We start from the raw sequence: 14,498 nt of genomic DNA on the forward strand, positions 1-14,498 counted from the left end.
AAAATGAAGATACATGCAATGATGGCGGTGATTATGGGTACTGCTGCGGCGACGCTTTCCTGTAGTCACAATGATAGAATGGAAACACAAGATATGGCGAAAGAACAATTTGTTCTGGCAATTCATGGTGGGGCTGGGACAATTTTGAAAAAAAATATGACTGACTCCATGGAGCGGGCTTATCAAACAGTTTTGGAGCAGGCTTTACAAGCTGGTTATAAACAATTAAAGCAAGGAAATTCAAGCTTGGACGCCGTTGAACAGGCTATTCATGTGATGGAAGATTCTCCCTTGTTTAATGCGGGAAAGGGAGCCGTTTTTACGAACGCCGGGAAAAATGAACTGGATGCTTCTATTATGGACGGAAAGACCTTAGCTGCCGGTGCAGTTGCTGGAGTTACAACCATCAGAAACCCAATTTCCGCAGCGCGTGCGGTGATGGAAAAATCTGAACATGTCATGATGGTAGGCAAAGGAGCCGAAGAGTTTGCCAAAGAAGCGGGTTTGCAGCTGGTGGATCCATCTTACTTCTGGACTAAAATGCGTTGGGATGCATTGCAAAAAATTAAAAAAGAGGACAGTACCAAAACACAGCTGGATCATGATCAGAAACAGAGTTCGCGTTTGGGGATTCTTAACAGGGATTCTAAATTTGGAACGGTCGGTTGTGTCGCATTGGATCATCAGGGAAATTTAGCCGCGGGGACTTCAACAGGCGGAATGACAAACAAAAAATTTGGACGTGTAGGCGATTCTCCAATTATTGGTGCTGGAACTTATGCAAATAATATGACTTGTGCTGTTTCCTGCACTGGATGGGGCGAATTCTATATTCGTAATGTTGCGGCATATTCTGTTTCTGCTTTAATGGAATATAAAGGAGACAATGTATGGCAAGCTGGTCAAGCGGTCATTGACAGGATCGGCAAGATGGGCGGCGATGGTGGAATGATCGTTATGGATAAAGAGGGGCATGTCGCGATGCCATTTAATACTGAAGGGATGTATAGAGGAACTGTAACCAAGGATGGTAAGATAAAAGTAGAAATTTATAAATAATCAAACATATCATAGAGGGATAGCTGTCATGAAAAAGTTATTGTGTATTATAGTGGTCGTGGTGCTGTGCTCTTTCACCAGCCAAAAGTCAAAGATTCCACCTAAAGGGACACTGTTTGTTATCGGTGGCGGGCATAAGGATGAGCACCTGATGGAAGCTTTGGTGCAGGCGGCCCAGCTCTCGTCAAAGGACTATATTATGATCTTGCCAATGGCTTCAACTTTGCCCGAAGAGTCTGTTGAGGATATGGTAAAGCAACTGAAGGAGGTGACAAAAAATAAGGTTACCAGTATCAATTTTTCAAAATCAGATGCGGAAAATAAGCGTCTGGTTGATTCTGTCCGTAACGCTAAATTGATCTATATCACCGGCGGAGATCAAAACCGCTTCATGTCGATCGTCGCGAATACGGCGTTGTTCGATGCGATCCATGCGGCCTACCAGCAAGGGGCATGTATTGCCGGCACAAGTGCTGGTGCTGCTATTATGAGCGAGACAATGATTACGGGGAATCAATTAAAAGATACGGTCTATCGACCTACTTTCAATAGGTTGGAACATCAAAATTTAGAGACCGCCAAAGGTCTGGGCTTGATTAAGACTGCGATTATAGATCAGCATTTTGTAAAGAGAAGTCGATATAATCGACTTTTTACCGCCTTAGCGGAGTTCCCTGACAAGACCTGTATCGGGATTGATGAGGGAACTGCTATTATAGTTCGGCAGAATACGGTAAAAGTGGTTGGAGAATCCCTAGTCATCGTTGCCAAAAATCCGCGTGGATTAAAGAAGAAATCCAATGGAATGATCACTTGGGATAATCTCACGCTGAGTGCCTATGATGAAGGTGCAATGTTTAAGCTAAAATAACTAAAGGTATTTTTCGATTTCATCAAATTGAATATCCCCATGTGACGCATCGTAAAGACTGTTTTTACCCTCGACAATAAGGAGTTGGGGAGATTGATGCTCAATATTCCACCGTTGTGCAATTTCATTCGAAAGGGCGCGGTAGCGCAACAGGTCTAACAGGTAAATGGAATATTCCTGATCAGATGTATTTGACATACGTTCTAAACTGCGTTTTGCCATGTTGCTGATCCCGCAGGTTGTGCTGTGTTTAAATATAGCGGTGACTTTATTCGAACGATAAAGTTCCTGTAATTGTTCTTCTGTATTTAATTCTATCCAATTAATCATAACTATAGTTCTTTAAATTTTTTCTGTTCCACTTGTACAAACGAAGATATAGAAGAAAATACGCACGTTCTCTTATCATTGTTTGTGGAGTTGAATAAGCTGGGTAGGCGAATGCCATCACCTATCTCTTTATATTTACTTACCTCATAACTGATTTTTTCAGTTTTATCGGTGTAATCATAACGCGTAATCTCACCGGTATTTTGATCGACATAAACTAAACCATCTAGTTTTAACCCAAAGATTGGCGCCGATGAGGTAATACTTGCGACGGTTAGCTTTTGTCCCCCAACAAATTGTTCTTCCTGATTTTTAAGCTGGATGCTTTTTTGCTCAATAAGTGTTGGTAACAATAGTAGATTTAAATCGGTAAAGAGCTGATTTTTTATAGCTTTCTTTACTTCCTGACCATCCGTTGCGACATTGCCACCAATAAAAAGCTTATCTGTGCCGCTGCCTTTGAAATTGAATAAATAGGTCACCTGATCAGAGCCATTATACCCATCGAATCTACATTCCCCAGTTGTCCGGTTAAAGAGGAATTTACGTTCTTCATTGGACAGCTCTTCAGATACGGTATTTCCCTTCGCTGAAAAAGCCAAGAATTGCAGGGAATCCCATTTGTCTTGGCCACCAATACTACGCCAGATCTGTTTGTTTAAGCTATCATCCTGAGCCGACAGATGTGCCTGGCAGAGTATTGATAGCATAAATATCAAAAGTATGTTCGATAATGTTTTCATAATCATATCTAAAAAATAAAAATCGATTAATAAGATATTACCATACTTTATTAATCGATTTATTTAAAATAAAAGTACTTGTGCTTTTTAATGTTTTGGCCCAAAATACTTTTCATGACTGAATACTAGACAAAATTGATACCAAACTAGATTTTTTTAGCAATGGCAGCCATCTGTATTGCCGTAATAGCAGCTTCTTCACCTTTATTACCATGTTTGCCACCGGCACGGTCCAAGGCTTGTTGAAGGTTGTCCGTAGTAAGTACACCGAAAATTACGGGCTTGTTATACTTTAGTCCTACATTTGAAACGCCATTGGCAACCGCATGACAAATAAAATCAAAATGTCGGGTTTCTCCCTGAATGACACAGCCCAGACAGATGACAGCATCAAAACTTTGATTTCTCAATGCCAGATCTGCTCCAGAAGTCAACTCGAAGCTTCCCGGAACTTCAATGACTTCAATATTACTTTCTTTTGCGCCGTGTTTTTCTAAACCTGAGATTGCGCCGTTCAATAATGCACCAGTGATTTCTGCATTCCACTGTGCAACCACAATTGCAAATTTGAATGAACTTGCATCCGCAACTTGGATATGCGAAAAGTCTGATAGATTTTTAATGCTACTTGCCATAATAGATACAAAGATAATGAATTTAGATGGTCACAAAAAAAGAGGCTACGAAATAGCCTCTTTTTTTGTGTATTTATGATCCCTTATAAATGTGCTTGCACTCTACCCAATAGACCATCGATAGTAGATGCTTCCTGGCTTTCAGGGAAATCAGTTTTGATTTTTTTGTATGCTGTTTCAGCACTTTTATAGTCGTTCTGTGCTTCGTAAACAAGTCCTAATTTTTTTAGAAATAACGGTGTTGTGTACGAATTGCTTGATTTTTCAGAAGCTTGTTTATAATAATCAGCGGCTTTTTTATAGTCTTTAAGCTCTGAATAGGCATCTCCTGTTAAACCGATGACCAACGGATCCAAAATTTGACTTCCCGTTGGTGAATATTTTTCCAATGCTTTTACTGCATCATCAAATTTACCCTGACGTAAATAAAGACCTCCTAAGTATGCATTTGCAATATTTGCTGATTTTGTGTTTGAATATTCATCGGCAATTTGTTTAAAACCAAGGAATGCTCCGTCACCTGCAATTGCTTTATTCTGCAAAGAGTCAATTGTAACAAGCTGCTCGGCTTTATACATGCGATTCGACGCTTCTTCCGCTCTTGGCTGCAAGTAAAGTTTCTCGTACCCAAAGTACAGCAAAATCAATACAATGATACCACCGAAAATAAACGCGACGCTTTTTTGGTTATCTTGAAAAAAAGATCCTTTTGAAGGTTTTAAACCTTGATTTGTATTATTTGTATTTTTAGACATTACTAATCAGTAAAATATGGATTGCAAAAATACACTTTTCGAGCAAATTTGCAAGTATTTTGGAAATTTTAAAGTGAATTAACTTTTGTTTTCGGACTCATTTGATAATTCGATTTCTTTGTCCAGCTGTTCATAGATTGAATTTTTACTTTTAAATTCTGGAACGATAAGCTTCATCTGGTAGACAACCTCATTTTTATTTTGAGAGGCTAACCTTTCTTTTAATTCAGCCAATTTTAGACTGACAATATTATAATTATTTTCACGGACTTTGGCGATCATTATTTTCTCGTGATGTGTCGGAAGGGTATTCTCGAGGTCATTTAGTAACTCTTCGTATAGTTTTTCTCCTGGCCTTAAGCCGGTGAATTTGATTTCTATATCTTCATTCGGTTTAAATCCGGAGAGACGGATCATCTTCTTGGCCAGCTCTACTATTTTTACGGATTTACCCATGTCAAAGACAAAGATCTCTCCGCCTTGTCCCATTGCACCGGCTTCAAGAACAAGTCGACATGCCTCGGGAATAGTCATAAAATAGCGCGTAATTTCAGGGTGGGTTACTGTAACAGGGCCTCCTTTCTGGATCTGATCTCTAAACCTCGGAATGACGGAACCATTAGAACCAAGCACGTTTCCGAATCGTGTCGTAATAAATTTAGTGTTCACTTTTCCATCTTGAAGGCTTTCCAGATGATTGTTTAACGATTGAACATATATTTCGGCAATTCGCTTTGTCGCACCCATAATATTTGTTGGATTGACCGCTTTGTCCGTTGAGACGAAGACAAATTTTTCGACCTGGAATTCCACGGCTAGGTCAGCTAGATTTTTAGTTCCCAGGACATTGGTCTGTACCGCTTCCAAGGGATGATTTTCCATCATGGGGACATGTTTGTATGCGGCCGCATGATAGACATAATGTGGTTTAAATGTTTCAAAGAGCAAGCGCATTCTTTTTGTACTTCTGATATCAGCGATATAGGTATGATACACCTGATCCGGAAATTCGTCCTGCAGATCCAATTGTAAATTATGTAATGGTGATTCTGCCTGGTCACATAGAATAATCATTTGGGGCTCATATTTCCCCAATTGAGAAGCAATTTCACTTCCGATTGACCCTGCCGCACCAGTGACAAGTATTCTTTTACCTTTTGTCTGGCTTAGAATATGATCGTCATTGATTTTGATTGGATCTCTTTCCAATAGATCTTCAATTTTTATTTTCTGGATCTGATTGGGATTAAGATCTCCATTCATGATTTTTTTAACGGGCGGTAGTGTTAAGATGCTTACATTCCGTTCCAGGGCAATATCTGTAATTTCATTCTTGCGTTCCGAAGGAATATTGTGTGATGCAATAATGACCTCCTCCACATTGAGGGTATTGATAAGATGATTAAACTTCTTGGAAGAGAAAATTTTGGTTCCATCAATCACTTTATTGATTTTTTGGTCGTTATCATCCAAGAAACCAATAATGGCATTTTTCGATCGAACGTCATGGTCCAAAGTTCTTTTTACCGCAATACCTAGATCGCCGGCACCGTAGATTAAAGTTTTCTTTCTACTGCCGTTGACCTTTTTAGTATATAAAAAGAAAATTTTGATAATGGTTCGATAGACCGTTAATATTAAAAATGAAAAAAGCGCAAAGAAGATAATTAATGCCGTCGGAATATTTCGCTCGATTTCGTTTGCCTGGATAATTAATTTGAGTACCAGAAGTATGAATACGCTAAATACTATGGTAGATAATATTCGTATGGAGTCAATGGCACTTGTGTAACGAATTATCCCCGTATACATTTTGAATAAGTAGAATGACAGGGAGCAAACGCTTATAAACAAAATATATCGTATGCTGAAATCTATATCAAGGAGAAAGTCGAAGTTAAAATCGTAATAAATAACATTTGCAAGGAGATAGGCTATAGAAACACTGAAAATGTCCAATAAAAAAATGATCCATCTGGGTACGATACTGATTTTACTTAGCATGGTATTAAGTCTGATTAATTTAGACAAATGTAGATAATTTTGTATCATTCCAATGGTCTTTATAAGTATTAATCTTTTATAATGTATAATGGTTCATGAGGGCGTATTGGTACACTAAACATCGCGATGTTACTTGTAAAATGGCGGAGTCGTTGCAGCAATTTTATCTTCGTTTGATTAGATTGATTATTTATCGTAATTTTAAACTAAAGTCAATTTAACAAAATGAATGAGTTAGGGAAGCTTGCGAGTCAGGCCATGATGTCTCCGAAAGAGATGCTTTTTGAGAAGAAGAAGAATGCAAAAAGTCTTTTTATTGGGATTCCAAAGGAGACCTCACTTCAGGAAAAGCGTATATGCCTGACGCCCTTGGCGGTGGCATTATTGGTCGAGAATGGTCATGAAGTATTAATTGAGACCGGAGCTGGCGCTGGAGCTAATTTTTTGGATCACCATTATAGTGAACAAGGAGCTCGGATAGTGTCTTCGAGAGAAGAAATCTATCAGGCCGATTTGATTATTAAAGTTGGCAGCCCTACCGTGTCAGAAGTTAAATTGATGAAGGAAAGGCAAGTGCTGTTATCTTCGCAGCAACCTTCGCTAATGAATGTGGACGTATTAAAGGCGCTTATGCATAAAAAGATTACCGCAATCTCTTATGAATACCTTAGGGATGAGGGTGGTTGTTTGGCTGTGGTGCGGGCAATGAGTGAAATTGTTGGTGCAACAGCGACTTTAATAGCCGGAGAATATCTAAGTAACGCATTTGGCGGAAAAGGGCTCATGCTAGGCGGTGTTACCGGAGTCGCATCTACGGAAGTTGTTATTATCGGTGCCGGGACGGTAGGGGAGCAAGCGGCACGGACTGCTTTGGCTCTAGGGGCTCAGGTAAAGGTCTTTGATAACTCGATTTACAAACTTCGGCGTTTGCAAAACAACCTTGGGAGCAGGGTGTTTACTTCCGTTATTCAGCCCATTATCCTGAATAAGGCCGTAATAAGTTCGGATGTTGTCATTGGTGCATTAAGAGCGGAGAATGGCCGCTCTGCTTGTGTGATTTCCGAAGAAACCGTCTCGAAGATGAAACCTAATTCGGTTGTCATTGATGTCAGCATTGACCAAGGGGGAAATTTTGAAACATCGGAAGTAACTTCACACGATAAACCGGTTTTTCGAAAATTTGATGTCATTCACTATTGTGTTCCCAATATCGCGTCCCGGGTGGCGCGCACGGCAACCTATGCGATGAGCAATATCTTTACATCCATTTTGTTGGACTTTGCCGAATTGGGTGGGTTGAGAAATGCGATTTGGAAAAGTCCGGGAATAAGAAGTTCAATCTATTTATACCAGGGTAACCTGACCAATGCCGATATGGCTTCCCGATTTAATATGACCGCAAAAGATTTGGATTTATTAGTCGTTTCGTCGCTATAGCCTAACGTGGGTAGCTTCGGCTCTACTGATTAGAAGAAGAGAAGCTGTTCAAGCGGAGCAAAGAGTCCAATATCCATTGCCGGTGTCGGATTGTATGGTGCAAAAAAAAATACCAGTAGGAAAGACTGAAACCTAACATTATATAATACAGATGAGAAAAATTCTTATGATCTTATGTTCTTTGATTTCGCTTGCAAAGGCTCAGGAAGCGATTAATCTTTATCAAGATTCTATTCCAAATGCAGCTGATAAGGCTCAAGCTCTTTTGGAAAAAAATATCCCTAAATTATTTACCTATACGCCAGATAAAAATACAGCTAAAAATATTGCTGTGCTTGTGATCCCGGGAGGAGGGTACTCGCATATTGCTATGGATCATGAAGGACATGCGGTCGCTAAGGAGCTTGTAAAGAATGGCTATTCGGCATATGTATTGCAATATAGATTGCCTTCGCCAAATATTATGCGGGATAAGAGTATCGGGCCGCTTCAAGATGCGCAACGGGCGATGCAGTTGATTCGTAGTTCCAACCCGCAATTAAAAAAAGTTGGTGTAATTGGTTTTTCAGCGGGAGGACATCTTGCATCAACCCTCATGACCAAGTTTAAGAAAGCATATATTGCCAATCCGTCACATGTGTCACTGCGCCCTGATTTTGCGGGACTGATATATCCAGTGATTTCAATGGAAAACGATGTGACGCATAAAGGCTCAAGAATTAATCTCATTGGAGAAAATCCATCCGAAGAACTTGTCCGGTTATTTTCTTCGAATCTACAGGTTTCTCCCGAAGTATGTCCCGCTTTCTTTGTTCACGCCAAAGATGACACAGCTGTTCCTATCGAAAATAGTTATCGAATGATGGCTGGGCTGGATAGGGTAAATGTTCCAAATACGCTCTATGTCTTTGATGAAGGTGGCCATGGCTTCGGGTTAATCAATAAAACTTCGGAAAAAAAATGGTTTGATGCATTTCTTTCATGGCTGTCGACCTTAAATTAATCGAAAGCGATCCAATTGGAAATTGTTAGATCAACGGCTTGATTTTTCTTGGGGATTAACTGCGAAGTAGTGATGCAGTGCAGGTCAACGGTATTATTGGAAATCAAAATTTCATAATAAAAACCTCTGAATTTGCTGTCTTTGACAAAGAAAGACGATTCTTCTGTGGTAGAAATAGAAATCCATTCCTGATGAATTGCGATGGACTTTTCACTTTCAATACCCAAAGTTTGCGCCTGTTCAGGATTTAATATATTACTTTTTGCAAGCAGCAGTGCCGTATAGGGGTGTGATGGCTCACTATATAGTACATGTGGGTTATTTTGATCCAATATTTTACCTGATTTCATGACAATAAGATTGTCCGCAAGTGCGAGCACCTCGGTGGGATCATGCGAAACTAAAATTATCGTCAGTCCTGTATCTCTGACAATATCTTTTATGTCCTGTTGTAAGGTGTCCCGAAAAGATGCATCGACTTGATTAAACGGTTCATCCATCAACAGGACTTCAGGTTCATTGATCAATGCACGGCAGATGGCAACGCGCTGTTTTTCTCCGCCACTGATGTCAGCGACCCTTTTTTTTGCCAAATGATCTATGCGCAAGCGTTGTAAAATCTCGGCGGTTTTATCCTGTTTACGTTTGATATCTGTATTAGGTAGCTGTGAAGCGACATTATCCCATACATTTGCATAGGTGTTCAAATCGTCAAATCCTTGTGACACAAGTTTCATGGAATCATGTCCGGGTATTAGTTTGTCTTTGCGTGTAGGAACTTGCCAGCCTTTGTACCGCACGGTGCCGCTGGTTGGTTCCAACAAACCATAGATTAATCTTAAGAGCGTACTTTTTCCGCTTCCCGATTCACCGATAATAGCGGTTATCTTTCCTCCTTCAATATCAAAAGAAGCATTTTCGACGGCAAACTGCACATTGTTTTCATGGAAGGAAAAACTTAATTGTTCGGCGTGAACAGCTGCTAATCCGGGTACGTGAGTATCAGATGGAATATATTGACAAGACGATGAATGAGCCATAATGGAGGGTGATAAATGCTAGGTTAACGGATAGATATTTTACGTGTATCGGGATCTACGATGCTGATCTGTATTTCCTTTGCTTCTTCAGGCAATAGATTGGGGATTTTTTCTGGCCATTCAATGAAGCAATACGCTCCCGAATAGAAATATTCCTCATAGCCAAAATCAAATGCCTCCTGTTCATCTTTAATCCGGTAAAAATCAAAATGATAGATTAGACCATTGTCAGAGTCATACTCATTGACAATGGAGAAGGTCGGACTTGAGGTACTATCCTTTACGCCCAACTGTTCACACAAATATTTTATAAAGGTTGTTTTCCCCGCCCCCATTGGGCCATACAACAAAAAAATTCGATCCTTTGGAAACCTGTTCAAAAGAGTTTGGGCTGCAACAGAAAGGTCTGCCGTTGTGTTTACGATAATTTCCATGTTGCAAAATTACTATTTCGGCAAGTATGTCGCAAAGGGGATGATCATTTCTTCCAATGATATTCCTCCATGTTGGAATGTGCCGTTAAAGTAATTGACAAATTGGTTATAATTGTTCGGATAAACAAAGTAGGAATCCTCTTTGGCAAATACATACGTTGAGCTAACATGGAGTTTGGGCAACTGCGCATCATGGGGATTCTTGATCGTAAATACATCTTTTTCAATGTAGTTTAGATTTTTACCTTGTTTATACCTCAGGTTGGTATTCGTGTTTCTATCTCCGACGATTTTACTTGGTTTTTTGACCCTGATCGTTCCATGGTCGGTGGTGATAATAATACGTACTTTTTTCTGTGAAAGCCATTTTAAAGCTTCTAAAAGAGGTGAATGTTCAAACCAGGATAGTGTTAGCGAACGGTATGCTGCTTCATCATTCGCCAGTTCACGGATCATCGAACTATCTGTTCGCGCATGGGATAACATGTCGACAAAGTTGTATACCAGGACATTGAGCTGATTGTGCATCATGTTGCCCAAGTTGTCCAAAACATCTTTGCCCTGTTCAAGCGTTAAAACTTTGGTGTAAGAATGCTTTATAGGTTTACGATATAGCCTTTTGATCTGATCATCCAGGAACCGGTCTTCATATAAATTTTTGCCCCCCTCATCCTCATCATTTTGCCATAACTTAGGAAAGCGTTTTTCCATTTCCAATGGTGTTAAGCCGCTGAAAATTGCGTTTCTTGCATATTGAGTAGCTGTTGGCAGGATGCTGAAATAATTGATCTCTTCTTCCAGTCTAAAATAATCTGTAATCACCTCGTTGATGATTTTCCATTGGTCAAAACGCAAATTGTCTATTAGGACGAAGAAAGTCGAGATATTATCCTCAAGGACTGGAAATACTTTCTTTTTAAACAATTGATGGGATAAAATAGGACCATCCTCTGGACGGTTGATCCAATTGATGTAGTTGTTTTCGACAAATTTTGAAAACTGCATATTTGCCTCGGACTTCTGCATCGTCAATATTTCATGCATATTGTTGTCTTCAAGCTTTTCGAGTGATAATTCCCAGTAAACAAGTTTTTTATATACTTCTGACCATTGCATGAAATCTAAGTTGTCATTTAATATCATGCCTAGATTGCGGAAATCCTGCTGGTAGGCCATGGAGGTTTTCTCGTTGACGATACGTTTATTTTCAGTAAGTTTTTTTATTGTCATCAAAATCTGCTTAGGATTTACAGGCTTGATGAGATAATCATCTATTTTAGAGCCAATGGCATCCTCCATAACATGCTCTTCTTCATTCTTGGTGACGAGCACGATCGGAACGGTTGGATTAATGGATTTGATGATCGCAAGTGTTTCGAGTCCGGTCAGCCCCGGCATGTTTTCATCCAGAAAGATCAAATGAAAAAAACCATTTTTAAAGGCTTCAACCGCATCGTTTCCATTGTTGACGGTATCAACTTTATACCCCTTGCTTTCTAAAAATAAAATATGAGGTTTTAGAAAGTCAATTTCGTCATCAGCCCAGAGAATATGTGTTTTTTGCATCTTGTTATATATGTCTACTATAAGAGAGGTTGGTAGTGTTACTCAAATTTGAAGTGTAACAAAAGAAAATACCTCGTTTATTGAATGGATTTCAATATCATGCTAACATAAGCAAATATCGTGCTTTAGATTTATTTTTAACATTTCTTAACGATGAACTAACTATCTTTGTTTTAAGTTTATATTAGTGATAACCATAAGTTTGTGTTTTAAAAACTAGGGTTTCAATTTAATATGTTGAAAAGTAGCATTAATTTATCGCCACATTGAACAAAAATAAAATCATCAATGATCCTGTGTATGGGTTTGTTGCCATTCCGACGGGATTGGTATTTGACCTTGTACAGCACCCCTATTTCCAGCGACTTCGTTATATTAAACAGGTGAGTATGACTCATTTGGTGTATCCTGGAGCATTGCATACACGGTTTCAGCATGCAATAGGTGCTATGCATCTCATGTCGATGGCATTGGAAACCCTTCGGAGTAAGGGGATCGAAATTTCTGTGCTTGAAGAAGAGGCGGTCTTAGCGGCTATTTTATTGCATGATATCGGTCATGGTCCCTTTTCTCACTCTTTAGAACATAGTTTGATTGTGGGGGTTTCGCACGAGTTGCTTTCCTCCTTGCTAATGGATCGTATAAATCAAGATCTAGGTGGGAGATTAAGCTTGGCCATTGCTATTTTTAATAATCAATACGAGCGAAAATTCCTTCATCAGCTTGTTTCAAGTCAATTGGATGTAGATCGGATGGACTATTTAAATCGAGACAGCTTCTTCACGGGAGTGTCCGAAGGGGTCATTTCATTCGACCGGATTATAAAGATGTTGAATGTTGTGAATGATGAGATTGTCGTTGAATATAAAGGTCTTTATTCCGTAGAAAAATTCCTTATTGCGCGGAGGCTAATGTATTGGCAGGTCTATTTACACAAGACCGTTATCGGAGCAGAGCAATTATTGATTAAAATTTTACAAAGAGCGAAAGACCTGACCGCATCTGGTAGGGAACTTTTTTCCACGCCGGCATTTCATTGGTTTTTGAGTCAGCAGGTTGATCGCACAAATTTTTTGGATGACCCGTTGCATTTAGACTGGTTTACCCGTTTAGATGATACGGATATTATGTCCGCAATAAAAACATGGGAACGGCATGAGGATGAGATTTTGAGTAAGATGTGCCAGCGAATTATGAAAAGGGACCTATATCGTTCAATAATGAGCAATAAGCCCTTTTCTACAGCATACCTTGAACTGGTAAAAAGCAAGGTGCAAGAGTTCTTGGGAGTAAGAAGGGAAGATATCCATTATTATGTATTTACGGAAGAAATACAAAATCGTGCATATAACCCCTCAAACGATCAAATCAAGATATTGTTGAAATCGGGCGAACTCATTGATATTACCGAAGCATCGGATCTTGGAAATTTAGAAGCATTGTCTAAAAATGTATCCAAATATGCGTTATGTTATCCAAAAGAGGTGGGATATATTGCAATTCCTTCCGCCGGATAGTTATTTTTTAATAAAAAAACATAGATTTGTACCATGCAATTTACTGCTCAACAAATAGGGACATTATTAGAAGGAAGGATTGAGGGGAATCCAGATGTTACTGTAGGTAACCTTGCCAAAATTGAGGAAGGTAAAAAAGGCGATCTTTCTTTTTTGTCAAATCCAAAATATGAGCATTTTATTTATAACACGGATGCTTCCATTGTCATTGTGAATGAAGATTTGCAATTGATGCAAGATACCAAACCCACGCTCACGATTATTCGTGTGAAGAATGCGTATGCGGCTTTCTCTACCATTCTGAATATGTATAACGAATTTCGTCTTGATAAAAGCGGACGCGAAGAACCGTGTTTTATACATCCTGAGGCAACAATAGGCACAGGGGGGTATATTGGGGCATTTGCCTATATCGGTAAAGGAGCGAAGATCGGCGATCATGTGAAAATTTATCCACAGGTTTTTATAGGAGACAAAGTCTCTATTGACGATAATACAACGTTGTATCCGGGAGTGAAGATCTATCATGACTGTAAAATAGGTAAGAATGTCGTTGTTCATTCGGGAGTTGTGATTGGTTCGGATGGTTTTGGTTTTGCGCCGCAGGAAGATGGTACTTATAAGAAGGTTCCGCAAATAGGATACGTTCAGATAGAAGATAATGTCGAGATTGGCGCCAATACGGTGATCGATAGAGCGACAATGGGGGCTACGATTGTGCGTGACGGCGTCAAATTAGATAATTTGATTCAGATAGCACATAACGTTGACATTGGTAAGAATACAGTTATTGCTGCCCAGACAGGGATTTCCGGAAGCTCAAAAATTGGAGAGCGTGTGGTATTGGGTGGTCAGGTTGGTGTTGTGGGGCATATTGTTGTGGCTAAAGGCTCGCAAATACAAGCTCAATCCGGCGTTAACAGATCAATTAAAGATGAGGGGAAAAAATGGGGTGGGACGCCGGTAATGCCTTACCAGCCTCAGTTAAGATCCAATGTCATTTTTGCTCGTCTTCCAGAACTGGAGAAACGTATCCAGGAGCTAGAAAAATTAATAGAATTGAAGTTAAAATAATCTTTTTTCATTGAAATAAACTGTTATTTA

At 39.5% G+C, this 14,498-nt stretch carries 14 protein-coding genes; 6 read left to right on the plus strand and 8 right to left on the minus strand.

The window, feature by feature from the left end:
• Window positions 1-3: 3 nt before the first annotated feature.
• Both D7322_RS11345 and D7322_RS11350 read left to right on the plus strand, forming a co-directional pair.
• Window positions 4-1,059 carry an isoaspartyl peptidase/L-asparaginase family protein gene (locus tag D7322_RS11345; protein ID WP_121124544.1) on the plus strand — a complete coding sequence of 352 codons (1,056 nt, stop codon included), beginning with the start codon at window positions 4-6 and terminating at the stop codon, window positions 1,057-1,059.
• Between the two features lie 28 nt (window positions 1,060-1,087).
• The gene (locus tag D7322_RS11350) at window positions 1,088-1,930 is read left to right on the plus strand and encodes a cyanophycinase (RefSeq protein ID WP_121124295.1); all 843 of its coding nucleotides are present in this window, start codon (window positions 1,088-1,090) and stop codon (window positions 1,928-1,930) included.
• Here D7322_RS11350 and ytxJ read toward each other — a convergent pair whose 3' ends face one another.
• The 5 genes from ytxJ to D7322_RS11375 all read right to left on the minus strand — a co-directional run bounded on the left by ytxJ (window position 1,931) and on the right by D7322_RS11375 (window position 6,397).
• Window positions 1,931-2,260 (minus strand): bacillithiol system redox-active protein YtxJ, encoded by a 330-nt coding sequence (ytxJ, locus tag D7322_RS11355; protein ID WP_121124297.1) that lies wholly within the window; start codon window positions 2,258-2,260, stop codon window positions 1,931-1,933.
• A 2-nt stretch (window positions 2,261-2,262) separates the two neighbouring features.
• Complete coding sequence (locus D7322_RS11360) at window positions 2,263-3,003, minus strand: hypothetical protein (protein ID WP_147430376.1); 741 nt, start codon at window positions 3,001-3,003, stop codon at window positions 2,263-2,265.
• A gap of 146 nt (window positions 3,004-3,149) precedes the next feature.
• A complete protein-coding gene (ribH, locus tag D7322_RS11365) occupies window positions 3,150-3,638 on the minus strand; it encodes a 6,7-dimethyl-8-ribityllumazine synthase (protein ID WP_121124301.1) in 489 nt (162 codons plus the stop codon).
• Between the two features lie 83 nt (window positions 3,639-3,721).
• A complete protein-coding gene (locus tag D7322_RS11370; RefSeq protein ID WP_121124302.1) occupies window positions 3,722-4,393 on the minus strand; it encodes a tetratricopeptide repeat protein in 672 nt (223 codons plus the stop codon).
• A gap of 78 nt (window positions 4,394-4,471) precedes the next feature.
• Window positions 4,472-6,397, minus strand: coding sequence for a polysaccharide biosynthesis protein (locus D7322_RS11375; RefSeq protein ID WP_183078680.1), 1,926 nt, complete (start codon window positions 6,395-6,397; stop codon window positions 4,472-4,474).
• A gap of 225 nt (window positions 6,398-6,622) precedes the next feature.
• Between D7322_RS11375 and D7322_RS11380 the strand changes: the two genes are divergently transcribed.
• Window positions 6,623-7,834: an alanine dehydrogenase gene (locus tag D7322_RS11380; protein WP_121124305.1), complete on the plus strand. Its 1,212-nt coding sequence runs from the start codon at window positions 6,623-6,625 to the stop codon at window positions 7,832-7,834.
• 151 nt (window positions 7,835-7,985) lie between these two features.
• Complete coding sequence (locus D7322_RS11385; protein WP_121124307.1) at window positions 7,986-8,837, plus strand: alpha/beta hydrolase; 852 nt, start codon at window positions 7,986-7,988, stop codon at window positions 8,835-8,837.
• Here D7322_RS11385 and D7322_RS11390 read toward each other — a convergent pair.
• The 3 genes from D7322_RS11390 to porX are packed head-to-tail and all read right to left on the minus strand — an operon-like array spanning window position 8,834 to window position 11,877.
• Window positions 8,834-9,877, minus strand: a complete 1,044-nt coding sequence (locus tag D7322_RS11390; RefSeq protein ID WP_121124309.1) for an ABC transporter ATP-binding protein — start codon at window positions 9,875-9,877, stop codon at window positions 8,834-8,836. The two genes, D7322_RS11385 and D7322_RS11390, sit on opposite strands and share 4 nt — an antisense overlap.
• A gap of 23 nt (window positions 9,878-9,900) precedes the next feature.
• Window positions 9,901-10,311, minus strand: a complete 411-nt coding sequence (tsaE, locus tag D7322_RS11395; protein WP_121124311.1) for a tRNA (adenosine(37)-N6)-threonylcarbamoyltransferase complex ATPase subunit type 1 TsaE — start codon at window positions 10,309-10,311, stop codon at window positions 9,901-9,903.
• Between the two features lie 12 nt (window positions 10,312-10,323).
• Window positions 10,324-11,877 carry a T9SS response regulator signal transducer PorX gene (gene porX, locus D7322_RS11400; RefSeq protein WP_108636311.1) on the minus strand — a complete coding sequence of 518 codons (1,554 nt, stop codon included), beginning with the start codon at window positions 11,875-11,877 and terminating at the stop codon, window positions 10,324-10,326.
• 266 nt (window positions 11,878-12,143) lie between these two features.
• On the opposite strand from porX, the gene D7322_RS11405 reads away from it, so the two are divergent.
• The gene (locus D7322_RS11405; protein ID WP_121124313.1) at window positions 12,144-13,394 is read left to right on the plus strand and encodes an HD domain-containing protein; all 1,251 of its coding nucleotides are present in this window, start codon (window positions 12,144-12,146) and stop codon (window positions 13,392-13,394) included.
• 33 nt (window positions 13,395-13,427) lie between these two features.
• Window positions 13,428-14,468 (plus strand): UDP-3-O-(3-hydroxymyristoyl)glucosamine N-acyltransferase, encoded by a 1,041-nt coding sequence (gene lpxD, locus D7322_RS11410; RefSeq protein ID WP_121124315.1) that lies wholly within the window; start codon window positions 13,428-13,430, stop codon window positions 14,466-14,468.
• The last annotated feature ends 30 nt before the right edge of the window (window positions 14,469-14,498 follow it).

Source organism: Sphingobacterium puteale, assembly GCF_003627955.1.
Taxonomy (GTDB): Bacteria; Bacteroidota; Bacteroidia; order Sphingobacteriales; family Sphingobacteriaceae; genus Sphingobacterium; species Sphingobacterium puteale.